The organism is Paraburkholderia sp. BR10882 (assembly GCF_040948855.1).
Classification (GTDB): Bacteria; Pseudomonadota; Gammaproteobacteria; order Burkholderiales; family Burkholderiaceae; genus Paraburkholderia; species Paraburkholderia nodosa_A.
This window is the reverse complement of the sequence record NZ_JBFPKP010000012.1, coordinates 182,412-206,255: the sequence shown is the minus strand read 5'-3', so window position 1 is coordinate 206,255 and position 23,844 is coordinate 182,412. Positions and strand designations below refer to the sequence as shown.

Sequence of the window (23,844 nt, the reverse complement as noted above, 5' to 3'; positions counted from 1 at the left end):
GCCGCGCTTTTTTTCGACCATTAATCTGATATGTCAGAAAATGAAATCTCAGACTTCTAAAGCAAGCATCGGTACCCATACGCTGAAGCTGGGCGTATCGGCGATCGCAATGGCCACGCTGGCGGCTTGCGCCAACTACGCGGGCATCCACAGCGACAAGCAGATGGCCCAGCCGCAACGGTTCGAGACGGCGCAGAGCCTGCCGCAGGAGCAGGGGCACTGGCCGTCCGCCGATTGGGTCGACCAGTTCGGCGACGCGCAGCTCAAGGCGCTGATTGCCGAAGCGCTGCAGGGCAGCCCGAGCGTCGAGCAGGCCAAGGCGCGGGTGGCCCAGGCGCAGGCCTATAGCGAAACCGCGAAAGCGGGCACGCTGCCGCGCGTGGACGCCAGCTACACGCTGACACGCCAGCAGTACAGCAGCACGGCGCTGATTCCGCCGCCGTATGCCGGCTCGTGGCAGACCGAAAACAAGGGGCTGCTTACCGCATCCTACGATCTCGATCTGTGGGGCAAGAACCGCGAGGCACTGCGCGCAGCCGTTTCGGAGACGGCCGCGAGCGAGGCCGACGAGGAAGTGGTCAAGCTCACGCTGGATACCTCGATCGCACGCACCTACAACCAGCTGGCGCGGCTCTACGCGCTGCGCGACATCGCGCAGGAAGAAGTCACGCGCCGCGAGCAGATCGACCGCATCACGGCGGGCCGCATTGCCACGGGTCTCGACACGCAGGTGGAACGCAAGACCGCGCAGGCGAACCTGGCGACGAGCCGTTCTCGCGTGAGCGCGCTCGACGGCAGCATTCTCACGACGCGCTACCAGCTGGCCGCGCTGCTGGGCAAGGGCCCCGACCGCGGACTCGCGATCACGCGGCCGACGCTCGGCGTGGGCGACGAGGTGCGTTTGCCGGACAACCTGCCCGCCGACCTCGTGAGCCGGCGCCCGGATATCGTCGCGGCGCGCTGGCGCGTGGACGCGATCACGCACGAGGTCAAGGAGGCGAAGGCCGAGTTCTATCCGGACATCAACCTGAGCGCCGCGCTCGGTCTGGACGCCTTCGGCTTCGGCCGCTTCCTGACCGCCGCGAGCCGCACGGCGTCGGTTGGCCCCGCGGTCCATCTGCCGATCTTCGACGGCGGCGAACTGCGTGCGCAGTTGAAGGGCCGCTACGCCGAGTTCGACTACGCCGTGGCCGCTTACGACCAGACGCTCATTGGCGCGCTCAGCGGCGTGGCCACGCAGCTCGCGCAGATCCATTCGAGCGACGCACAGCTCGTCGATGCCGAAACCGCGCAGCAGGCGGCACGCGACGCCGACCAGCTCGCGATCACGCAATACAAGGGCGGCCTGACCAATCAGCTCACGGTGCTCAACGCCGACGTCACGGCACTGAACGCCGACGAAGCCATCGCCAACCTGAAGATGGATCGCCGCGACCAGCAGATTGCGCTGGCTTCGGATCTGGGTGGCGGCTATGTCGACACTTCGGCCGATGCCGGTCACCACGCCGACCTTGCCGCCCAACCGAACCCTCAAACCAATTCCATCATTGCCGCCGCGCGTTGAACGGCATGTTTGCATACCCGTCAGGAGAACTGAAATGAGCGAAACGATCGCGACCGACCGCGAGCCGGTGGATCAACTCGACGAGAGCAAAGGCGGCGCGCAAGCGACCCCGGCCAAGGACGACCAGCAGGCCACGCCCCCGGGCCGCCGCAAGCGTCTGATCGCGCTGCTCGGCGCCGTGACGTTGATTGCGGGCGCGGCGTACGGCGCGTACTACTTCACGGAAGGCCGCTTTTACGAATCGACCGACGATGCCTATGTGAGCGGCAATCTCGTGCAGCTCACGCCGCAGGTCACGGGTACGGTGGTGGCCGTCGACACCGACGACACGCAGATCGTGAAGCAGGGCGACCCGGTCGTGACGCTCGATCCGGCCGACGCAAGAATCGCGCTGGCCGATGCCGAAGCGTCGCTCGGCCAAACCGTGCGACGCGTAAGCGGCCTCTATGTCAACAACGACTTTTATGCAGCGAATGTGGCGCAACGCGAATCGGACCTGGCCCGCGCCAACGACGATCTGCGCCGTCGCACGGCCGTCGCGGACTCGGGCGCTGTGTCCGCAGAAGACATCGCCCACGCGCGCGACGCCGTGCAGGCCGCCCAGGCCGCGCTCGACGCCGCACGCCAGCAAGGGGCGGCGAATCACGCGCTGACCGATCGTACATCGGTCGAACAGCATCCGGATGTGCAGGCGGCCGCCTCGAAAGTGCGTGCGGCCTGGCTCGCGTATGCGCGCGATACCTTGCCCGCGCCCGTGACGGGTTATGTGGCGCAGCGCCAGGTGCAGGTGGGCGAGCGCGTGTCGCCCGGCACGCCGCTCATGGCAATCGTGCCGCTCGACGGCGTGTGGGTGGACGCGAACTTCAAGGAAGTGCAGCTCAAGCACATGCGCATTGGCCAGCCGGTGACGCTCGTTGCGGATGTCTATGGCTCGAGCGTGAAGTATCACGGTCGTATCGAAGGCTTTTCGGCTGGCACGGGCAGCGCATTCGCGACGCTGCCGGCGCAGAACGCCACGGGCAACTGGATCAAGATCGTCCAGCGCCTGCCGGTGCGCATCGCGCTCGATCCACGCGAACTCGCGGCGCGTCCGCTGCGCATCGGCCTTTCGATGACGGTTGATGCCGATACGCGCGACGAATCGGGCTCGCAGCTCGGCGCGGCGCAAAACACGCGCTATCGCACCGACGTCTTTGCACAGTACGACGCGCAAGCCGACGGCGAGATCGAAAAGATCATCAAGCAAAACGAAATGGCTGCACCGGCGACTGCGTCACAACCCTCGTCGCAACGTGTGGCTGCGCGCGATCATAAGGGCAACGCGGGCTAAGGAGGCTGGCTGCCGGGCCAGGCGCTTGCGCATCCGCTGCAAGCGCTTTGGGCACCACCTCGCGCAGGTAGTCCATGAACGTCTTGATCCTGGCCTATAAATGCAGGCGAATCTGCTCGGCAAAGGTCCGTATCACTTCTTCGTTACGTGAAAGAAACATCCATTGTCCGATTCGCGTCGAAACGAGCAGTCCCGCTTCGACCAGTACGGCAAGATGCGCGGATACGGTGGACTGCGAGAGCCCGCTGCGCGCCTGGATGGCGTGCGCGGGCACGCCGTGGCCCAGATCGACGTGACCCTCTGGAAAGGCGTCGGCGGGGACCTTCAGCCACGCGAGGATGTCGCGCCGCAGTGGATTGGCGAGGGCCTTGTGAATCCGGTTCGCGTCTATCATGGCGTTCCTTGTGCGCTCGCGTGCTTCAATGCGGCTGCATCAACAACGTTCTGGCGATGGTTCCCGCCGCGCTTTCCCCAAGGTCTTCCCGCACGATCGACAGTGCCAGATGAATGCCGGCGCTTGCGCCGCCCGACGAATAGAGGTTGCCATCTTTCAGGCAGCCGGGATTGGACATGACGTGCACGCGTGGATGTTCCGCCGCGAGGCGGTGAGCGTCGCGCCAATGCGTGGTCAGCCAGCGACGGTCGGCAACGCCGGCGCGCGCCAGCAGGAACGCGCCATTGGAAATGCAGGCCAGCCTGCGCGTGGCGGGGCCGGCGTCGCCGAGCCACGTCACGAGTTCGCGATGCTCACGCGTCGAACTCACCACGGGAGACCCGGGCACCACGACGACATCGAACGGCGGCCGCATTTCGAACAGGCATTCCGTGGTGCCCACCGCCGTGCCGTTGGAAGACAGTACCGGCCCAGGCGAGGTCCCGACGAGGTGTGGTTCATAGAACGCGCTGCCATACAGGCGATTCGCTGCATGAAACACATCCATCGGGCCGCTCGCTTCGAGCAGTTGAAAACCTGCGTAAAGCATCATCGCGACACGCATGCGCCGTTACCCCGTGAACGCCTGCTCGACCAGCGCGGATTGCCGCGCGACGTGCGCCGAATGGTAGCCCGGCGCGGTCGATGCACCGGCATCAGGACCGGCGTAGGCGAGCTTCGCACCCGTTGGCAGGAGCTCGCGCAGCTGCGGCTCGACGAAACTCCATGCGCCCTGGTTGCGCGACTCTTCCTGACACCAGACGACGGTCTTCAGGTTGGGATAGCGCGCGAGTTCGGCGGCCAACTGTTGTGCGGGAAACGGATACAGCTGTTCGACGCGGATGATCGGCGTGTCGGTCGCGTCCGCCCGGCGATGCTCGAGCAATTCGTAGTACACCTTGCCCGTGGCCACGATGACGCGCTCGACGCTGGATGCCCGCGATGCCTCGACCTGCGTATCCGGCAGAACTTCGCGGAATTCGCCCTCGCTCAACGCTTCGAACGTGCTGACCGCTTCAGGGTGCCGCAACAGCGACTTGGGTGTCATGACGACAAGCGGGCGACGATCGGCGGCGAGTGCCTGCCTGCGCAGCAAATGGAACAGCTGCGCGGGCGTGGTCGGCTGCGCGACGCGCATGTTGTCCTGCGCGCTCAACTGCAGATAGCGTTCGAGCCTCGCCGATGCATGCTCGGGTCCCGCGCCTTCCTGCCCGTGAGGAAGGAAGAGCGTCAGGCCGCTGCGTTGCCCCCACTTGGCGGCGGCCGCTGCGATGAACTGGTCGATTACCACCTGCGCGCCGTTTGCGAAGTCACCGAATTGCGCTTCCCAGATCACCAGCGCATCGCGGTTCACCGTCGTGTAACCGTATTCGAACGCGAGCACCGCTGCTTCGGAGAGGATGGAGTTCGTCACGCTGAAGCGGCCAGGTGCGTTGCCACTCGCATCAGCGAGATGATCGAGCGGAATATAAACGCCATCCGGCCGGTTCATGCGCGTTTGATCGTGCAGCACGGCGTGACGATGATTGAACGTCCCGCGCGCGCTATCCTGCCCGCTCAGTCGAACGCTGATCCCATCGGCGAGCAGCGAAGCGAAGGCCAGATGCTCGCCCATGCCCCAGTCGAGTGGCCGTTTTCCCGAGGCCATTTCCTGGCGGCCGGTGATCATCTTCTTGACGAGCGGGTGCAGCGCCAGGCCTTCGGGAACGGTCGAAATCTGCTGCGCGAGACTGCGCAGCGCTTTCGTTGACGGGGCGGACCAGGAGATCGGACTGGGCGCTTCCTCCCGTGACGAGGCGGCCTCTGAGCTGTCGGTTTCGTTCGCCCGCTTGAGCAGTTCACGCCGCTCGCTGACATAGCCATTCGCTTCTTCGGCTGTCAACACGCCTTGTTGAACCAGCTTCTGTGCGTAGCGCGTTCTCACGCCGGGATGACTTGCGATCGCGCGATACATTAGCGGCTGGGTGATGCCCGGCGTGTCCTGTTCCTGGTGCCCGAATTTGCGGAAGCACACGAGATCGATGACCACGCTGCGCTTGAACGCGGTGCGATAGTCGAGGGCAAGGCGCACCGCCATCGCGACGGCTTCGGGGTCGTCGCCGTTCACGTGCAGGATAGGCGCCTCGATCATCTTCGCGACGTCCGTGGTGTAGAACGACGAACGCGTGTCGCGCGGATCGGAGGTCGTGAAGCCGATCTGATTGTTGACGACGATATGAACCGTGCCGCCCGTGCCGTGGCCGCGCGTATAGGAGAGGCTCAACGTTTCCATCACGACACCCTGGCCGGACATCGCCGCGTCGCCGTGAATCTCGACCGGCAGAACCTCCACGCCGTCGGCGCTACCGAGGAGCTCGCCCTTGGCGCGCGCCATGCCTTGCACGACCGGGTTGACGATTTCCAGATGCGACGGATTGAACGCGAGCATCACTTCGACCGGCCCGTCAGGCGTATCGACCGTACTCGTAAAGCCCTTGTGATACTTCACGTCGCCCGCGGTAAGTCGTTCGGGATCCTTGCCATCGAACTCGTCGAACAGCGCGCGCAACGGCTTGCCGACGATATTCACCAGAACATTCAGGCGTCCGCGGTGCGCCATGCCCATCACCACCGCGCGCAGCTTTTTCGAAGCGCCGTAGCGGACGACTTCGTCGAGCATCGGAATCAGCGACTCCGCGCCCTCGAGCGAGAAGCGCGTTTGCCCGACGTAGCGTGCGTGAAGGTACTTCTCGAGGCCTTCTGCCGCGCTCAGGCGTTCCAGCAGCAGGCGTTTCTCGGTGGCCTGCAGCGACGGCCTCGCCCGCGTGGATTCGAGCTGCATCTGCCACCAGCGCCGCTGCTCTGCGTCGGTCAGATGCATGAACTCGGCGCCGAGCGTGCCCGTGTAGGTTTGCTTCAGCGCCGCGACGAGTTCCTTCAGCGTGGTGTCGTCGTCGAACAGGAACGTGTCGGCAGTGCTGAAGATCGTCGCCATGTCCGCGGCCGTCAGGCCGTAGTAAGCCGGGGTCAACTCGGCGTAGGCGCGTGGCGGCGTCCACATCAGCGGATCGAGATCGGCCGTGCGCGTACCGATCATGCGGAACGCGGCGATCAGCGACTGTACCGCGACCTGCTTGCGTGCGAGGCCGAGGCCGGCGTCATTCGCGAGGGTAGTGTCGGCATGAGCGATCGCGCGCGGCGGCCGCTTCGCAAGCTCGACAAAGCTGGAAATGACGGGGGCGTGCGGTTCGTCGTCGCGATCGCTGCCGTCGATAGCCGGCGTTTCGCGCAGTGCATCGAACCACGCCCGCCATTCACCGGTGACCGCATCCGGGTCAGCCAGGTAAGTTTCATATTGCTCTTCGACGTAAGGGGCGTTGCCCCCGAAGAGGAAAGAGCTCTGACGTTCTTTCAACATGATCAATCTGCCTTTGGTCGGTGTGCGGTCCAACGTCGGGCGCAACACGTGGAATGATGGCGACAACGCCTTCCGGTCCGCCCGGGTTGTTTGCCCAGCCGCAGTCGTGAACACAGTCTAGTTATGCGGGGCAACGGGCGAAATACGCGCGTGGTGCCGCCGCCTGCCAACTAGTGGACGTTTTGGGCCACACTGCCGATTTGTTACACCGACGCAAAATACTTTTTCCGGGGGCAGACTGCATGCGCTAACGACGATGCGTTAAGCTGCGCCACGGTCCTGGTTGGGACACCACCTCTGAAGGTCACGGCATGAAAGTCGCCATTGTTGTATTCGATGGTGTGCAGGCGCTGGATGTTGCAGGCCCACTCGATGTATTCGCCGAGGCGAACACATTCCTCTCCGAGCATCAGCGCTACGAGGTGACGCTCGTCGGGCGCGAGGCGGGCGCCGTAACCTGTTCGAACGGCATGCAACTGGCGGTCTCGCGCGGCTATGCGGACAGCGACACGCAATGGGACCTGCTGCTCGTGGCCGGCGGCCCTCAGTTGCCCGACGTGCATCCGTCGAATGAGTTTCTGGCCTGGCTGCAAGGTCAGGCGCGCAGCGCGAGCCGCTTCGGTTCGGTGTGCAACGGCGCATTCGTGCTGGCGCATGCGGGGCTGCTCGATGGCAAGGAAGTGACGACCCACTGGTCGGATGCCGGGCGCCTGTCCAACGAATTCCCGCACGCCAACGTGCAGCCGGACCGCATTTTCGTGCGCGACGGGCGGCTGTTCACGTCGGCGGGCGTGACCGCGGGCATCGATCTGTGCCTCGCGCTGGTGGCGGAAGACTGGGGACACGAACTGGCGGTGCGGGTGGCGAAGCGGCTGGTGGTGTATATCCAGCGCGAAGGCGGTCAATCTCAGTACAGCCCGTATATCGGCGCCGGCAAGGACGAGGACCCGATACTCAGCAAGGTGTATCGCTACGTGAGCGAACATATCACCGATACGCTTTCGATCGAGGCGCTGGCGAGTGCGGCTGCCGTGAGCCGGCGCACCTTGTCGCGCATCTTCGCCAAAAATGCCAAGGTCACGCCCTCCGTATTCGTCGAGCAGGTTCGCGTCGACACGGCGAGAAAGCTTCTGGAAGATACGGATGCGCCGCTCAAGACGGTCGCATTCAAATGCGGCTTTCATAGCGCCACCCATATGCGCACGACGTTTTCGCGGCGCCTGAACGTTACGCCAAAACAATATCGCCTGCGATTCCGCGGGGAGGCGAGTGCATAGCGACGATTCCCTGGCGGAGCTGGCAAACGCCAATGCCGCGCCATTCCTTCCCGATATCATCGCGCCCGGCTTGTCGGTATTGTTTTGCGGGATCAATCCAGGCATGCGTGCGGCGGCCACGGGGCGCCACTTCGATGGCAGAGGGAACCGCTTCTGGCGTGTGCTCCATCGTGCAGGTTTTACGCCGCAGGAGTTTCGCCCCGAGAACGACCGTGAGTTGCTGCAGCATGGCTTTGGTCTGACTACGGCGGTCTCGCGCGCGACGGCACGCGCGGACGAGTTGTCGAGAGCGGAGATACAGGCTGCCGCGGCGCAATTCGAGTTGAAGGTTCAACACTACGCACCGCGATTTATCGCCTTTCTCGGCAAGATGGCGCTTGCCGAAATGTCCGGCAAGCGCGATATCCAGTGGGGTTTGCAATCCGGTAGCTTCGGCGGCGCGCGCGTGTGGGTTCTGCCGAACCCGAGCGGCTTGAATCGCGCATTCAGCCTCGACGCGCTCGTGGGCGCGTACCGCGAACTGCGTACCGCAGCTCAGTCGTCTTCAGTTGCCGAGTGAATGAACAAGCGGTTGTAGATATGGGGCATGCGCTTCGGAATGCCTCGTGGCGAGTTCGCGATTGCCTTGACATGGAACGCATTCGCCTTCGCTCGTCAATCCGCTCGCACATTGAAGATTCGTGTTGTTGCGCAGCGTTTCGGTGACGAACTCCACGAAGGAGCGGATCTTTCCACTCGTCCCGCGCCGTTCGACATGAAGCAGGCTGACCGGCGTCGATTCGGGCTCATAGGCCCGCAAAATCGGCACCAGATTTCCGGACGCGACTTCGCTTGCGGCCTGATAAGACAGCAACTGCGTGATACCCACGCCGTCTTCCGCGGCCGAAATGGCGGCGGGCGCCAGATTCACGATCAGGCGCGGCTGCAGCCGCACAGGAATCTTTGCGTTATTTTCGTAAAACGTCCACTCGAGCGGTTGGGAGACGCCGGTAAAGGAAACGCAATGGTGGCCGACCAGGTCTCGCGGATGCATGGGCTCTCCATGCGCGGCGAGATAAGCGGGGGACGCAAAGGTCTGCCGCCGCACGGACCCCAGGCGCACCGCGAATGTCGACGAGTCTTCGAGATGACCAATCCGTATGGCGATATCCACGCCTTCTTCGAGCAGGCGCGTGGGACGATCGAGGTAAACAGCGTTCACGCTGACGTCGGGATAGCGCAGCGTGTAGGCGTTGACGAGCGGCGCGATGAAGCGCTGGCCGAGTTGCACCGGGGCTGTAATCGTGAGCGTGCCCACCGGGTTGGCGAGATCCGTGGCGATGTGCGACTCAGCATCGCTGATGCCATCCAGCAGCTTGCGGCAGGCTTCAACGTAAGCGACACCCGCGTCCGTGGGCCGGACCGAGCGTGTCGTACGCGCGAGCAGCTGGGCGCCCAGGCGCGTTTCGAGCGAGTTGACCGCCCGCGAGACCGCCGCGCGCGATAAGCCGAATTTATCGGATGCGGCGCTGAAGCTGCCGCGTTCGACGATGGCTACAAACACCTCCATCTCACGTAATCTGTCCATCTTGACTTCCCAATCTGAATCTCTTGCAAACGGAAAACAACAGTAAAAACCGTTTGGCGTCTACCGTTGCCGGTTCGTTTTCAAACCTTCGTAAATCGTGTCTATCGCGATCAACGCGCGGCCTGAATGCCTACGCCGCGATTCTAAGCATCGTGTGCCGTCTGGTATCGCCGTACGACCTCAATTGGCCCAAAAGCGTGCAGAAATGACCCGCGCATAATCAGACAGGTTTGCGTTGACGCAGCGCATACGCGCCGGGCAGATCACGACCGGACAGCCTGGCAAAATTCTCGTACTAGATGGCCCAAAATCAGACCAGGCGAGACTTTAAGAAATTGGGTTCATCTCTGACAATAAAGCCGTCAGTGAACAGCAACAATGCGCGGCGAAACCGGAGGTGTGGTCATCGCCTGGCGTGAGGATGCAGGACGCTGAATAGCCTCACAGTGAACTAGCTACATCAAACAGTACAGCTAACGAAACCCGGGAAGTTTCTGATCGCCATGACAACTGCGAACCCTTTGACGACTGGAACGGAAGCGGTAACGGCCCCACAGGCGTTGGAACCACGTCCTGTGCGCGAAGCCGCGGCGCCGGCGCAGCCTGCCCCCGCGCAAGTGGCGTTCACGGGGCGCATCGTGGTGGGCCTGCTCGGCATGTTGTTCGCTTCGTTGCTGGCCATCCTCAACGAACAGGTGACCGCTGCGGCGATGGCCGATATCCAGGGCGCGTTCCTGATCGGGCATGACGACGGGACGTGGCTCACCTCGCTCTTCGAAGCCGCCAACGTCGCGACGATGGTGTTCGCCCCCTGGTTCGGCATCACCTTTACGCTCAAGCGCTTCACGATCGGCGCTGTGCTCGCCACGATGTTGTTCGGGTTGCTGTGCCCGTTCGCTCCGAATCTGGCGACGCTCTATGTCCTGCGTATCTTCCAGGGAATCGCGGGCGGCTGTCTGCCCCCCATGCTGATCATCGTGGCGCTGCGTTATCTGCCGCCCAGGTTCAAGCTGTATGGGCTCGCCGGCTATGCGCTCACGGCAACCTTCGGGCCGGCGCTCGGGACACCGCTCGCCGCGTTGTGGACGGAGTTCGTGAGCTGGCGCATGGCGTTCTGGCAAATCGTTCCGCTTGGCGTGCTGTGCTGTATCGCGATTCAGCAGGGGCTGCCCGCCGATCCGGTCAAGCTCGAGCGCTTTCGTACTTTTAACTGGATAGGTTTGGTCACGGGCTTCCCGGCGTTCGCCATGCTCGTGACCGGGCTTTTGCAAGGCGACCGGCTCGACTGGATCGAATCGGAGTTTATCCGCGTGATGTTGGGCGGCGGCGCACTGCTGCTCGTGGTCTTCCTCGTCAACGAGTGGTTTCAGCCCGTGCCTTTTTTCAAGCTCCAGTTACTCGAGCGCAGGAATTTCACGCACGGCCTCTCGACCTTGGTCGGCACCGTGATCCTGCTGGTGGGCGTCGCCGCTATACCCGGGCAGTTTCTCGCCAAAGTTCATGCGTACCGGCCGCTGCAGACGGCGCCGCTCTCGCTGCTGCTCGCCATTCCGCTGCTGATTACGCTTCCCTTGACGGCGGCTCTGTTGAATACGCGGCGCGCCGATCACCGCTGGGTGATCGCAATCGGTCTGTCGCTGATGTTCACGACCTGCGCACTCGGCAGTTTCATGACGTCCGAGTGGATTCGCGACAACTTCTACGTGCTGCAGGCGCTGCAGATCATCGCGCAGCCCATGGTGATCATGTCGATCCTCATGGGCGTCACGACGGGGTTGCCGCCAACGGAGGGCCCGTTCGCTTCGGCCATGTTCAATACGGTGAAGACGTTCGCCGCCGCCATCGCGACGGGGGTGATTGAGGGCGTAGGCACCGCGCGCGAACATTTCCATTCGAGCATGCTCGTCGACCAGTTGGGCAACCGCGCGCTGGTGACGGGCCCCGGCCTAGACACGTCTTACGCGCTGGGGCAACTCGCGCACCGTATTCACGAGCAGGCCGTCGTGCTGACGTCCGCCGATCTCTACCGGGTGATGGCGTGCGTTGCGCTCGTTCTGCTTCTTCTTGTTCCGGTGCTGCCGGTGCGGATCTATCCGCCGTGGAGCACTACGCCGCCGGCTTCGAAATGAGGTACGTTTTCCATGTCATCGACCAAACCCAACTCCACGCCGTCCAGACTGAAATGGCTACGTATTGCAGCAGTCGTCGCCGTTGTCGGCGTCGCTGCCTGGGCAGGCACGAAGCTCCTGTCTCACTCCAGTGCGGAATCCACGAACGACGCCTACGTCACCGCGGATTTCACGCTGGTCGCGCCGCGCGTCGCGGGGCAGATCACGGACGTACTGGTGAACGATAACGAGAACGTGAAGGCGGGCCAGCTGCTGGTGCGCATCGACGACCGCGACTATCACGCCGCGTTGACGAGCGCTGAGGCCGAGGTGGCGGGCGCGAAGGCGTCGGTGGCGAACTTCGACGCGCAGATCGCGCGCCAGCCCTCGCTCGTCGATCAGGCGCGTGCCACGCTGCGCTCCGACGACGCGTCGATCGGCTTCGCGCGGGCCAACGCGGCGCGCTACCAGAATCTTTCGACGGCGGGGGCAGGGACCGCGCAGGAGCAGCAACAGGCTTCGAGCACGCTCGCCCAGCAGCTTGCGCAGCAGTCGCACGACCAGGCGGTGCTGACGGCCACCCAGCAGAATCTGGACGTCCTGCGCACCGAACGCGACAAGGCCGCTGGCGCGCTTCAACACGCCGAAGCGGTGCTCGAACAGGCGAAGCTCAACCTCTCCTATACGGAAATTCGCGCCCCCGTCGACGGCAAGGTGGGGCGCCGCTCGGCGCGGGTCGGCGCCTTCGTGACGCCCGGCGCCCCCGTGCTCGCAATCGTGCCGCTTTCGGATGCGTATGTCGTCGCCAACTTCCAGGAGAGCCAGATCACCAACATGCGGCCCGGCGAAAGCGTGCGCGTGACGGTCGACAGCCTGCCCGGCGTCGTGATTCATGGCCGCATCGACAGCCTGGCGCCGGCGACTGGCGTGAGCTTCGCGCCGATCGCACCCGACAACGCCACGGGCAACTTTACGAAGGTGGTGCAGCGCGTGCCCGTGAAGATCACGATCGATCGCGGGCAGCCTGCTGCAGCGGCATTGAGCGTCGGGCTCTCGGTGGAAGCCGAAGTGGCCGTTGGCCGGGGCGCAGAAGCGACGGCTGAGGGAGCGGAAAGAAAATGAATACGAGCAAATATGCTAGCCGCGCGATCGTTCTCGCGGTGCTCGCGTGCCTGGCGTTCCTGACCATAGCCGGTTGCACGGTGGGTCCCAATTTCGAACCGCCGAAGTCGCCCACGCCGGAGGTCTTCAACCGCACGCAGACGGCGCAGGCGCCGAGCAAAGCCGTGGAAGGCCAGTTCGGACCGGAATGGTGGACGCTGTTCAACGATCCCGTATTGAACGGCCTCGAAAAGCAGCTCGCCGACGCAAACCTGGACGTGGCAGCCGCCTCCGCGCGCCTGCTGCAAAGCCGGGCCGAGCGCCGCGTAGCGGGCGCAGCCGAATATCCGATGCTCGACGGCGCCGCATCGTACAACCGCGAACGCGGCAGTGAAAACGGCATTCTCTCGCTGCTTGGCGTGACGCCCACGCAGAGTCAGCCGCAGTCGGCCTCCGGCAGCGCGCCGCTCGGCGTGGCGGCGATGCCGGGCTCCAAGGGCTCGCCGGCCTATAACCTATACCAGGTCGGCTTCGACGCGTCATGGGAGGTCGATATCTGGGGCCGCGTGCGACGCAGCGTGGAAGCGGCGACAGCGCTTTCGGCCGCCTCGTACGAGGACCGGAACGCGGTCTTGCTGAGCGCGCGCGCGGAGCTTGCACGAGACTATATCGAGCTGCGCGACACGCAGGAACTCCTGCAGATCGCGCATCAAAACCTGGACATCGCCAACGACGCGCTGAAGCTCACGCAGGTACGCGCGCATGAAGGCGTGACCACGGACCTCGATGTCTCGAACGCTTCGGCGCAGGTGGAGAATATCGAAAGCCTGATTCCCACGCTCGAAGCGCACTCCGAAACGACGATCAATGCCATCGGCCTGCTGCTCGGAGAGGAACCGGGCGCGCTGCGTCAGACGCTCGCCGCAACGCAGGAGGTGCCCGTACTGCCGGCGCAGGTGCCGATCGGCTTTCCTTCCGAACTCGTGCAGCGCCGTCCGGATATCCGCAAGGCGGAAGCCGAACTGCACGCGGCGACGGCGTCGATTGGCGTGGCGAAGGCCGATTTTTATCCGCGCATCATGCTCAATGGCAGTGCAGGCTTTCAGAGTCTTCAGCTCTCGAGTCTGGCCAGTTGGGCGTCAGGGCAGTTCGTCGTTGGCCCTTCCATTACGTTTCCTATCTTCGAAGGCGGTCGCCTGAAAGGAACGCTCCAGTTGCGTGAGGCGCAACAGCAGGAGGCGGCGATTGCCTACAAGGCGACGGTGCTGCGCGCGTGGCAGGAGGTGGACGACGCGCTCGTCACCTACGACGCCGAACAGCGTCGCCGCGACCGGCTGGCCCAGGCCGTGACGATGAACGAGCGCGCGCTCTCGGTCGCGCGGGAGCGGTACAAGGCCGGGGCGCTCGACTATCTCGACGTCTTGAACGTGCAGAAGCAACTGCTCGAAGCACAAAGCAATCTCGAACAAAGCAGAGCCACGGCGGCTACGAATCTCATTACGCTTTGTAAAGCGCTGGGAGGGGGATGGGAGTCGACTTATGGCGGGTAAGCCATAGCCCGGATGCGCGCTTGTCATTCGGAACGCGCGCCGTTTAACGATAACAATGATTCGTATGTCCGGACACGACGACGTATGGGAATCGACAGCACGACGCCGGCCGGGGATTGCGCGCAACTTTTCCAGCGTGATCGGCTTCATCAACGTCGCGCTCACGGGCAGTCTTGCCGAGGCTTCACGCCAGCTGGGTGTTTCCTCGCCTTCGTTGAGCAAGAGCATCGCGCGGCTTGAGTCCCCAGTTGAATGTACGCTTGCTGGTGCTTCGTGGCGCGCCGTCTTTGCGAGTCGGGGCTCGTGGTCTGCGCCGCGCTGGCCTGTCTTGCGCAACACGGCGCGCCGCTTGCCATCGACGATCTGCTGCGGCACAGGCTGATCTTGCAGAGAAACGCAGATTCGGGCCGGACTGCCGAATGGGTGTAGGCTATTTCGTCTGCTACCGCAACCGGCCTCGCACGCCTTTGAGAATCAAGGTGTTCGCCGACTATCTCTTCAGCTTTCTGGCCGGCTGTTGATTCCTATGTTGCCTTACGTCGATGCATCGAAGGTTAGGTGCATCCGCTCATCATTGTTCAGGACAATCAATGATTCCGCGGCGCTCGCCATGGCGCGCGTGCAAAATCATTTCCGGATGAAGATCGCATCATGACAGGAGCGTCCGTCGTGGATCTCGCTGGATATGAGCTGGTGCCGCTGCGCGATGACAGCGATTTTTCACTGTATCGCGCCCGCAAACGCAGCCATCCCGGCTCGGTGCTCACGCTGGTCGCCAGACGGGCGGACCCGGTGGGCGTGAAGCGGCTCGAGCGCGAATACGCCCTCGCCGAGCTGCTCGATTCCAGCTGGGCAGCGCGGCCGCTTGCGTTCTACCGGCACAGGGAGCCGCCCATGCTCGTGCTCGACGACGACGGCGGAGAACCACTCGATCGCTCGCTTGCTGGCCCGTTCGAACTCGCACGGCTGTTGCGCATTGCGGTCAATCTCGCGAAGGTGGTCGGCCACGTGCATCGATGCGGCCTCGTTCACAAAGACATCAAGCCAGCGAATGTGCTCGTGGACAGTGGCGGCAACGTGCGCCTCACCGGCTTCGGTATTGCTTCGCAACTGGCGCATGAACATCAGCCGCCTGCACCGCCCGAGATCGTCGCCGGAAGCTTTGCCTATATGGCGCCTGAGCAGACCGGTCGCATGAATCGTTCGATCGACACGCGCAGCGATCTCTATTCGTTCGGCGTCACGCTGTACGAGATGCTCACCGGGGCGCTGCCGTTCAAGGCCTCGGATGCGATGGAGTGGATTCACTGCCATATCGCGCGCAAGCCCACGCCGCCCCGGGCGCGCCGCGACGCAATTCCACAGGCGCTCGAGGGCATCGTGCTCAAGCTGCTCGCGAAGGCCGCCGAGGACCGCTATCAGACCGCGGCGGGACTCGAGGCCGATCTGCGTTCTTGCCTCACGGCATGGGAAGCGCACCATCGCATCGATCCATTCCCACTGGGGGAGCACGACGCGTCCGACCAGTTGCTGATTTCCGAAAAGCTGTACGGGCGCGAGCCGCAAATCGAAGCGCTGACCAGCGCGTTCGATCGCGTGGTGGGCAGCGGCTCGGTCGAACTGGTGCTTATCTCGGGCTATCCGGGCATCGGCAAGTCGTCGGTCGTGAACGAGCTGCACAGGGTGCTCGTCCCGCCGCGTGGTCTCTTCGCATCCGGCAAGTTCGACCAGTACCGGCGCGGCATTCCGTATGTGCCATTCGCGCAAGCCTTCCAGACACTGGTGCGCAACCTGCTGAGCAAGCGGGAAGCCGAGGTCGTGCCGTGGCGTCGCGCACTGATGGAAGCACTCGGGCCTAACGGTCAGCTGATCGTGAATCTGATTCCTGAACTTGCGCTCATCATCGGCGAACAGCCGGCTGCGCCGACGCTGCCGCCGCAAGACGCGCAAAACCGCTTTCAGATCGTATTTCGACGCTTTCTCGGTGTATTTGCGCGGCCGGAGCATCCGCTCGCCTTGTTTATCGACGATCTGCAATGGGTGGATACGGCGACGCTCGACCTGCTCGCGCATCTCGCCACGCATCCGGACGTGCGGCACGTGCTGCTCGTGGGCGCCTATCGGGACAACGAGGTCGACGCTTCGCACCCGTTCGCGCGCACGCTGGAGTCGATTGCCCGCGCCGAAGGCAAAGTGCAGCAAATCGAGCTTGCGCCGCTCACGAGGGACAGCGTGACACAACTCGTGGCGGATGCGCTGCACTGTGACCGCGCGAGCGCCGCTCCGCTGGCGGAACTGGCACATGAAAAGAGCGGCGGCAATCCGTTCTTCACGATTCAGTTTCTAACCGCGCTCGCCGATGAAAACCTGCTTGCATTCGACCCGCGCGCCGCGAAATGGGGCTGGGAACTGCCGCGCATTCGCGCGAAGGCCTACACGGAAAATGTCGCCGATCTCATGGCGGGAAGGTTGGGCCGGCTGCCGCCCGCGGTTCGCGACGCATTGGGCCAGTTGGCGTGCCTTGGCAACGTCGCCGAAGTCGCCGCGCTGGCCTGGGTTCAGGGCGGCTCCGAAGAGAAGCTGCACGCGGACCTGTGGGAAGCCGTGCGAACGGGGCTCGTCTTTCGCGAGGCCAATGTCTATGAATTCGCGCACGATCGCGTGCAGGAGGCAGCGTACGCGCTGATTCCCGCCAACGACCGTGCTGCCGCGCATCTGCGGATCGGGCGGGCACTGGCGTCGCGCACGCCGCCGGACGCACTGGAAGCTGCGATTTTCGACATCGTGAACCACCTCAATCGCGGCGCGGCGCTGATCGCGGACGCAACGGAGCGCGAGCAGGCGGTTGCCTTGAACCTCGTCGCGGGCAGGCGGGCCATGGGGTCGACGGCCTATGTGGCCGCACGCGGCTATCTTGCGCAAGGCGTGGCGTTGCTGTCGCCCGATGCGTGGACGCAACGCTACGAGAGCACGTTCGAACTCTATCTCGCGCTTTCGGAGTGCGAATATCTGGTGGGCGACTTTGCGAAAGCAGATGCCCTGGCGGACATGATGCTCGCGAGAGCCCGCTCCAGTCTCGATCGCGCCAGGGTCTACAGCTTACGCATCGAGTTGTACCAGCTTGCCGGACGATATGACGAAAGCTTCGCGGTCGCGCTCGTTGCGCTGCGCGGCTTTGATATCCACTTTCCCGAGACCGAAGAGGGTATTCAGGCGGCGTTCCATGCCGCCCTGCACGACGTTCAGGTCAATCAGGCGGCCCGTGCCATCGCCGAACTCGTCGCGGCACCGGTGGCGATGGACCCCGCGATCCACGCGATCGTCAATCTGCTCCTTCAGGCGATGAACTGCGCGTTTGCCGCGCGGCCCGCGTTTTATCCGCTCATCACGCTCAAGGCGGTCAATCTGTCCTTGCAGCATGGCATGACCGATAACTCGAGTTTTGCGTTCGGCAATTACGCGCTCATGCTGGTTTCGCTGATCGGCGATATTCCCACGGCGGTTCAGGTTTCGGAGATGTCACTGAAGCTCAACGAGAGGTTCGGCAATCGGCACCTGAATGGAAAGCTGCTTCATCTGTATGGCGCCCATGTCAATTTCTGGCGCCGCCACATCGCCGCGAATCTCCCGGTGCTGGAAAGGGCGACCGCCGAGTGCATGGAAGTGGGCGATTTCGTTTTTGCCGGCAACGTGGCGTTCAATGCCGTCTGGCAGTCGCTCGAGAGCGGCGCTGCGCTCGAAGACGTGCAGGCGATCGCCGAGAAGTACGCGTCGCTCATGCGGCAGAGCCACAACGACGCCGTCTACGAACTGGTTCGGGTCGAACGGCAATGCGTCATCTGTCTGCGGGGCAGGACCACTAAACCGTTCGATTTGAATGACGAGACCTTCGACGAAACCGCCTGTTTCGAGGCGATCGTCAGGTCGAATTTTGGTTGCGCCATTGGCGTCTATCGAATCATCAAGGTCATGCTCGCGTTTCTCGACGGCCGCTACGTCGACGCGCTGGCGGCCGTGCAGCAGGCGCAGGCCGTGCTGAATTCGGTGATGGCGCTGGCGATCGAACCGACCTTTCACTTTTTTCATATGCTCACCTTGGCGGCCCTTTTTCCCGAGTCATCTCCCGAGCAGCAGGAAATGTACAAACGCATGCTCGCAGAGACACTCGAGAAGTTTGAAATGTGGGCCGGACAGTGTCCCGAAAACTATCAGAACCGCCATGCGTTGCTCAGCGCGGAATTCGCGCGTCTGGAGGGGCGCGAGCTCGACGCCATGCGCCTGTACGAGGAGGCCATTCGCTCTGCCCGCGAGAACGGCTTTGCGCAGCATGAAGGACTTGCGAGCGAACTGGCGGGCCGTTTCTACTTGCGTATGGGCCTCGCGACGAGCGCCGAAGGTCATTTGCGCAATGCGCGCCGGTGCTTCGACGCGTGGGGCGCGCAAAGCAAGATCATGCAGCTCGACAGCGAATTCCCGCGCCTCGCCGACCTGGAAGGGAGCACGCTGACGTCGACGCACAGCTTCGACTGGCGCGAGTTCGACGCAGCAACACTGCTCAAGGCTTCTCACGCGCTCTCCAGCGAGATCGAACTGAAGCGGCTGGTCGAACGCCTGATGACGATCGCGCTGCAAACCGCAGGCGCCGACCGTGGGCTGCTGATCGTGCCCGAGCAGCCGGACGGCTACCGCATCGACGCGGAGGCGCGTATCGACGGCAACGGGATCGAGGTGAGGCGATTACCAGGCAGCGGCTCGGCCACCCCAGCCGCGCTACTGCGCTACGTCATGCACACGGGCAAGCGCGTCATCATCGACGATGCCGTGACGTCCGGTCTCTTTCCCGAAGACGGGTATCTGGCGAGCGGCGCCACGCGCTCCGTGTTCTGTCTGCCGCTCGTCAGGCAGGGCGAACTCAGTGGGCTGCTGTATCTGGAGAACACCGAGACCTCGCACGTGTTCACCGCACGCCGCTCCGCACTGCTCGATTTGCTCGCGTCCCAGGCCGCCATTTCCCTGGAGAATACCCACCTGTATGCGGATCTTCAGGAACGCGAAGCAAAGGTGCGGCGCCTCGTGGACTCCAATATCATTGGCATCCACATCTGGGACTTCGAAGGCAATGTCGTCGAAGCCAACGATGCGTTTCTGCGCATCGTGGGCTACACGGCCGCAGACCTGCGCTCCGGGCAGATTCGCTGGCCCGACCTGACGCCGCCGGAATGGCATGAGCGCGACGAACAGGTGAAGGCCGAATTGCAGGCCACGGGTAGCGCCAAACCGATCGAGAAGGAATATATACGCAAGGACGGCAGCCGCGTGTCCGTCATGGTCGGCGCGGCGGCGTTTGGCGACCGCGAGGGGCAGGGCGTCGCGTTCATACTCGACCTGACCGACCAGAAGCGCGCGCAACAGGAAGTGCAAGACAGCGAACGACGCTACCGCGAACTCCAGACGGTGCTGGCGCATTCGAACCGCGTGGCGACCATGGGGCAGTTGTCGGCGTCGATCGCGCATGAAGTGAAGCAGCCGATCACCGCCATCGCGGCGTACGCGAGTGCAGCCTTGCGCTGGCTCGCGGCGCGCCCGCCGAATTTCGACGAAGTGCGTCTCGCGCTGACCCGCATCGTCGCGGATAGCGACCGCGCCAACGGCATCGTCGACAGGACCCGCGCCTACTTCAAGAAAGAGCCGCTGCGCACCGATGGGCTCGACGTCAACGACATGATTCGGGAACTGATCGCGCTCGTGCGCGGCGAAGCCAGCAAGTGCGGGGTCGAACTCACGGTGCAACTCGCCGAGGGCTTGCCGCGCGTGCAGGGCGACCGGGTGCAATTGCAGCAGGTCATGCTCAATCTGATGATCAACGCCCTCGAGGCGATGAGCGAAGTGAAAGCCGGCGAGCGCACGTTAGTGATCCGAACCGGCAGGAATGACGATAACGAACTTTGCATCACCGTGCAGGATTCCGGGCCGGGACTCGCCGCCGGCAACCTCGAGGGCGTATTCGAGGCGTTCTTTACCACCAAGCCCGACGGTCTCGGCATGGGGCTGCCCATCTGCCGCTCGATCGTGCAAAGCCACGGCGGGTGCCTGTGGGTGACGCCGAACGCCCCCGTTGGCGTCAGCTTCCATTTCACGCTTCCTGCACAAGGTAACGCTTCGCCCCCAGCGCGCATTTAGCGCCGCCTCGCGAAACCATTCGACCCTTCGGATCGCCGCGATTTCCGCCTTGTCGCGATGGCCGGAAACGCGCCGGGAATGTCCCCAAACCGTCGCAGCTAGTCCCTCGGCCGGGAGCCGTAAAACGTAGACTGTTCTCGTCGGCGGTCAATGACTGCCGGTCCTGGCGGGGAGTCATGGAGATGCCCGGCCACTCGACTTGACGCGCGCTGCGATGCGGACTCTCTTCGGTCCGCGCGCAGTGCCCAGATTCCCTAAAGGAAGGTCGTATGAGCGAAGCAAACCAGGGCGCGGTGCGCCAACTGAAACATTTCATCGACGGTCAATACACCGCTGGCGTGAGCGGGCGATTCAACGACGTCTACGATCCCGCGCAGGGCCGCATTTCGGCGCGCGTGCCGGTTGCGAATACCAGTGAGGTTGCCGCCGCCGTCGCGGCCGCCAAAAGCGCGTTTGCGGCGTGGAGCGAAACCCCGCCGCTCAAGCGTGCGCGCCTGATGTTCAAGTTCAAGGAACTGCTAGAGGCGCATCTCGACGAAATCGCCGAACTCATTACGCGCGACCACGGCAAGCTGTTTTCGGACGCGAGGGGCGAAGTCATGCGCGGCATCGAAATCGTCGAATTCGCGTGCGGCATTCCGAACCTGCTCAAGACCGGTTTCACCGATCAAAGCAGCAGCGGCGTCGACAGCTGGAATTTGCGTCAGCCCGTAGGCGTGATTGCGGGCGTCACCCCGTTCAATTTCCCGGTGGTGGTGCCGTGCTGGATGTTCGTCATGGCCGCCGCGACCGGCAACACGTTCATCCTCAAGCCCTCGGAGCGCACGCCGTCGTCGTCGATCCGGCTGGCGGAACTCTTCATCGAGGCGGGCTTCCCCAAAGGCGTGTTCAACGTGGTGAACGGCGACAAGGGCACCGTCGACGCGCTGATCCAGCATCCCGATGTGGCCGCGATGTCCGTCGTCGCCTCCACGCCGGTGGCCGAATATATCTACGCAGAGGGCGCCAAACGCGGCAAGCGCGTGCAGGCGCTGGGCAGTGCAAAGAATCATCTCGTCGTCATGCCAGACGCGAATCTCGATCAGGCCGTCGATGCGCTGATCAACTCCGCATACGGCTCGGCGGGCGAGCGCTGCATGGCGACCTCGGTCGCGGTGGCGATAGGCAGCATCGGCGACGAACTGATCGAGCGTCTCGCGCCGCGCGTGCGCGCGCTGCGCATCGGCGCGGGCATGGAGCCCGATCTGGACATGGGGCCGCTCATCAGCGCCGCGCATCGCACCAAGGTGCTGGGTTACATCGATGCAGGCGTCGAGGCTGGCGCGAAGCTCGTCGTGGACGGGCGCGGCCATACCGTGGCGGGACACGAAGAGGGCTTCTTCCTGGGCGGCTCGCTTTTCGACGACGTGAAGCCGGATATGAAGATCTATCGCGAAGAGATTTTCGGGCCGGTGCTTTCGGTGGTTCGCGTGCCGGATCTGGCCAGTGCTATCGAGCTTGTCAACGCACACGAACTCGGCAATTGCGTCACGCTGTTCACGGCCGATGGCTCCGCGGCACGCACGTTTACGCGGCAGATTCAGATCGGCATGGTGGGCATCAACGTGCCGAGTCCGGTGCCGTCGGCGTGGCATTCGTTCGGGGGCTGGAAGCGCTCGCTGTTCGGCGATCATCACGCCTACGGCGAGGAAGCCGTGCGCTTCTACACGCGCTACAAGAGCGTGACGCAGCGCTGGCCCGGCAGCATCGACAAGGGCGCGGAGTTCGCCATGCCCGCTTCGAAGTAAGTCGGGCGCGGCGTGAAAACGCCGCGCGCGCTTGAAGATGGCCGGCGCGGTCATGGCCGGCTATCTCGCTTTGCAATTTGCGTAATCGATTTTTCGAAGCGAACGTTAGCTGGCCGTGATCTTCTGAACCCATTGGCTGCGCCAGGCGGGCGCTTCAAAGGGATCCGAAAAATATTGGGTCTCGTGAACGACCTTGCCGTCATGGAATTCCATGATGCTCACGGTGAAAGCGGATCGCCCCTGGTAAGCGATGATGTATTCGGTCACCCACAGATTGCCTTCGCCCTGCATTCGTCTGACTTCGAAACCGGACGGCTTGCCGGGATGATGGCCGCGCAGGGCCTGCAAATTCCTGCGCCCGAGAATGCGTTCGCCGGATTGAGGGTAGTCGCAGATGGCGTCGTCGGCGTAGATGTCGTGTTCGGCTTCGAGATCGCCGGCCGCCGACGCCTGCCAGTGCGCATTGAGCGCTTCACTTATGTTCGTGTGTTGCATGAAACACCTCCGGGACAAAGTACGGCAACACTTCGCTGTGCAACTCGTCGAGTACGTCGGCGTAAGGGCGCGGCGTGACTTTCGGATTCAGCGCGACGTGGCTCACGCCCGCTTCGCGTGCCGCTTCGAGAAAATGTCTGAGCGAACGGCTGCCGATAGCGAAGCCGCCCTTGATGGCGCGGAACGGGTAATCGGGCCGCGGATGCAGATAGAGGTACCCGCCAAAGGCAACCGGTTTGAAGGCTTCGCGGCCCATCGACCGGGCGACCTGGTCTTTCCAGCTGCGCACGAATGCGTCGAGCGCGGCGGGGCCGGGCACGAAGCCGAGGTAGCCGTCCATATGTGCCGCGATCCATTCGAGGCTCTGCTGTGCCCGGCCGACGGCAATGGCCGGGGTGCGTCCGTAAGGCGGCTTGGGCAACATGTCGAGCGTGCCGCCCGATTTACCGAAGCGTGGCGAGGAAAACACGGGAAAGGGCTGCTCGCTCACTGTTCGATAGGTCTCGAACGCGTCGCGAAACCGCTCGCCACGCGTATCGAAGTCGATGCCGAAAACGGGATACTTGGAAGGTCTGTCTCCCGAGGACATCCCTAACAGAAGCCTTCCATTCGTCAACTGGTCGAGTGAATTCACCTGCTTGGCCAGCAAAAGCGGTTCGCGCATCGGCAAGACGATGCCTGTCGTGCCGAGCGCGATTTCCTTCGTCACTGCCGCGAGGCTGGCGATATACACCAGCGGCTCGAAGATCTGGCCCGCATCGCCATACGCAGGATCGTAGAACGGAATGTCGCGCATCCACAGCGCGGCCACGCCCATTGCTTCGGCGCGCTGAGCCATGGCGATGTGATCGCGCATGGTCGGAACCGGCGAGTCCGGATGCGTTTCGAGCGGCAGGATCAGTCCGACCGTGAGCGCGTCCTCGCGAAACACGCGGCGCCACGCGGGCTGCGCTGAAAGCGCATGCTCGGCGGCCGCGGAAGCCTTCATTGCGGTGATTGCTGACATATCCATTGCGTTTCGCCTTGCGCTTTCCCATTTGCGAACCAAGGTTACG

General features: G+C 63.6%; 16 protein-coding genes. 10 read left to right on the top strand and 6 right to left on the bottom strand.

All coding sequences use genetic code 11. The annotated features are described in order from the left end of the window. Window positions 1-40: 40 nt before the first annotated feature. Window positions 41-1,564, top strand: coding sequence for an efflux transporter outer membrane subunit (locus AB3X99_RS27550; protein WP_368618701.1), 1,524 nt, complete (start codon window positions 41-43; stop codon window positions 1,562-1,564). 34 nt (window positions 1,565-1,598) lie between these two features. Beyond that, window positions 1,599-2,894, top strand: coding sequence for an HlyD family efflux transporter periplasmic adaptor subunit (locus AB3X99_RS27545; protein WP_368618700.1), 1,296 nt, complete (start codon window positions 1,599-1,601; stop codon window positions 2,892-2,894). Window positions 2,895-2,988: 94 nt separating this feature from the next. Here AB3X99_RS27545 and AB3X99_RS27540 read toward each other — a convergent pair whose 3' ends face one another. The 3 genes from AB3X99_RS27540 to AB3X99_RS27530 are packed head-to-tail and all read right to left on the bottom strand — an operon-like array spanning window position 2,989 to window position 6,724. Further along, window positions 2,989-3,288 carry a helix-turn-helix transcriptional regulator gene (locus tag AB3X99_RS27540; RefSeq protein ID WP_069265940.1) on the bottom strand — a complete coding sequence of 100 codons (300 nt, stop codon included), beginning with the start codon at window positions 3,286-3,288 and terminating at the stop codon, window positions 2,989-2,991. 25 nt (window positions 3,289-3,313) lie between these two features. Continuing rightward, complete coding sequence (locus AB3X99_RS27535) at window positions 3,314-3,880, bottom strand: DJ-1/PfpI family protein (protein ID WP_368618699.1); 567 nt, start codon at window positions 3,878-3,880, stop codon at window positions 3,314-3,316. A gap of 18 nt (window positions 3,881-3,898) precedes the next feature. Then, the gene (locus AB3X99_RS27530; protein ID WP_368618698.1) at window positions 3,899-6,724 is read right to left on the bottom strand and encodes a 2-oxoglutarate dehydrogenase E1 component; all 2,826 of its coding nucleotides are present in this window, start codon (window positions 6,722-6,724) and stop codon (window positions 3,899-3,901) included. A 311-nt stretch (window positions 6,725-7,035) separates the two neighbouring features. Here AB3X99_RS27530 and AB3X99_RS27525 point away from each other — a divergent pair, with 311 nt between their 5' ends. Next, window positions 7,036-8,001, top strand: coding sequence for a GlxA family transcriptional regulator (locus AB3X99_RS27525; RefSeq protein ID WP_342948937.1), 966 nt, complete (start codon window positions 7,036-7,038; stop codon window positions 7,999-8,001). Then, on the top strand, window positions 7,994-8,560 hold the full coding sequence (gene mug / locus AB3X99_RS27520; protein ID WP_368618697.1) for a G/U mismatch-specific DNA glycosylase: 567 nt from the start codon (window positions 7,994-7,996) through the stop codon (window positions 8,558-8,560). The genes AB3X99_RS27525 and mug overlap by 8 nt, the downstream gene beginning before the upstream one ends. On the opposite strand, the gene AB3X99_RS27515 is transcribed toward mug, so the two are convergent. Further along, window positions 8,546-9,568, bottom strand: a complete 1,023-nt coding sequence (locus AB3X99_RS27515) for a LysR family transcriptional regulator (RefSeq protein WP_368618696.1) — start codon at window positions 9,566-9,568, stop codon at window positions 8,546-8,548. The genes mug and AB3X99_RS27515 overlap by 15 nt on opposite strands. A 503-nt stretch (window positions 9,569-10,071) precedes the next feature. On the opposite strand from AB3X99_RS27515, the gene AB3X99_RS27510 reads away from it, so the two are divergent. The 6 genes from AB3X99_RS27510 (at window position 10,072) to AB3X99_RS27485 (ending at window position 22,294) form a co-directional block, all read left to right on the top strand. Continuing rightward, window positions 10,072-11,697: an MFS transporter gene (locus AB3X99_RS27510; RefSeq protein WP_368618695.1), complete on the top strand. Its 1,626-nt coding sequence runs from the start codon at window positions 10,072-10,074 to the stop codon at window positions 11,695-11,697. Between the two features lie 12 nt (window positions 11,698-11,709). Further along, a complete protein-coding gene (locus AB3X99_RS27505) occupies window positions 11,710-12,798 on the top strand; it encodes an HlyD family secretion protein (RefSeq protein WP_368618694.1) in 1,089 nt (362 codons plus the stop codon). Further along, complete coding sequence (locus AB3X99_RS27500; protein WP_368618693.1) at window positions 12,795-14,327, top strand: efflux transporter outer membrane subunit; 1,533 nt, start codon at window positions 12,795-12,797, stop codon at window positions 14,325-14,327. Before AB3X99_RS27505 ends, AB3X99_RS27500 begins: the two co-directional genes overlap by 4 nt. Window positions 14,328-14,382: 55 nt before the next feature. Further along, window positions 14,383-14,709, top strand: coding sequence for a LysR family transcriptional regulator (locus AB3X99_RS27495; protein ID WP_368618692.1), 327 nt, complete (start codon window positions 14,383-14,385; stop codon window positions 14,707-14,709). Between the two features lie 287 nt (window positions 14,710-14,996). Further along, window positions 14,997-20,507, top strand: coding sequence for an AAA family ATPase (locus tag AB3X99_RS27490; RefSeq protein ID WP_368618691.1), 5,511 nt, complete (start codon window positions 14,997-14,999; stop codon window positions 20,505-20,507). Between the two features lie 269 nt (window positions 20,508-20,776). Further along, window positions 20,777-22,294 (top strand): CoA-acylating methylmalonate-semialdehyde dehydrogenase, encoded by a 1,518-nt coding sequence (locus tag AB3X99_RS27485; protein ID WP_368618690.1) that lies wholly within the window; start codon window positions 20,777-20,779, stop codon window positions 22,292-22,294. A gap of 105 nt (window positions 22,295-22,399) precedes the next feature. Here the strand turns inward: AB3X99_RS27485 and AB3X99_RS27480 are convergent, their stop codons facing one another. Together AB3X99_RS27480 and AB3X99_RS27475 are read right to left on the bottom strand one after the other, a co-directional pair. Then, complete coding sequence (locus AB3X99_RS27480; RefSeq protein ID WP_368618689.1) at window positions 22,400-22,789, bottom strand: nuclear transport factor 2 family protein; 390 nt, start codon at window positions 22,787-22,789, stop codon at window positions 22,400-22,402. Beyond that, complete coding sequence (locus AB3X99_RS27475) at window positions 22,767-23,801, bottom strand: LLM class oxidoreductase (RefSeq protein ID WP_368618688.1); 1,035 nt, start codon at window positions 23,799-23,801, stop codon at window positions 22,767-22,769. Before AB3X99_RS27475 ends, AB3X99_RS27480 begins: the two co-directional genes overlap by 23 nt. Window positions 23,802-23,844 lie beyond the last annotated feature (43 nt).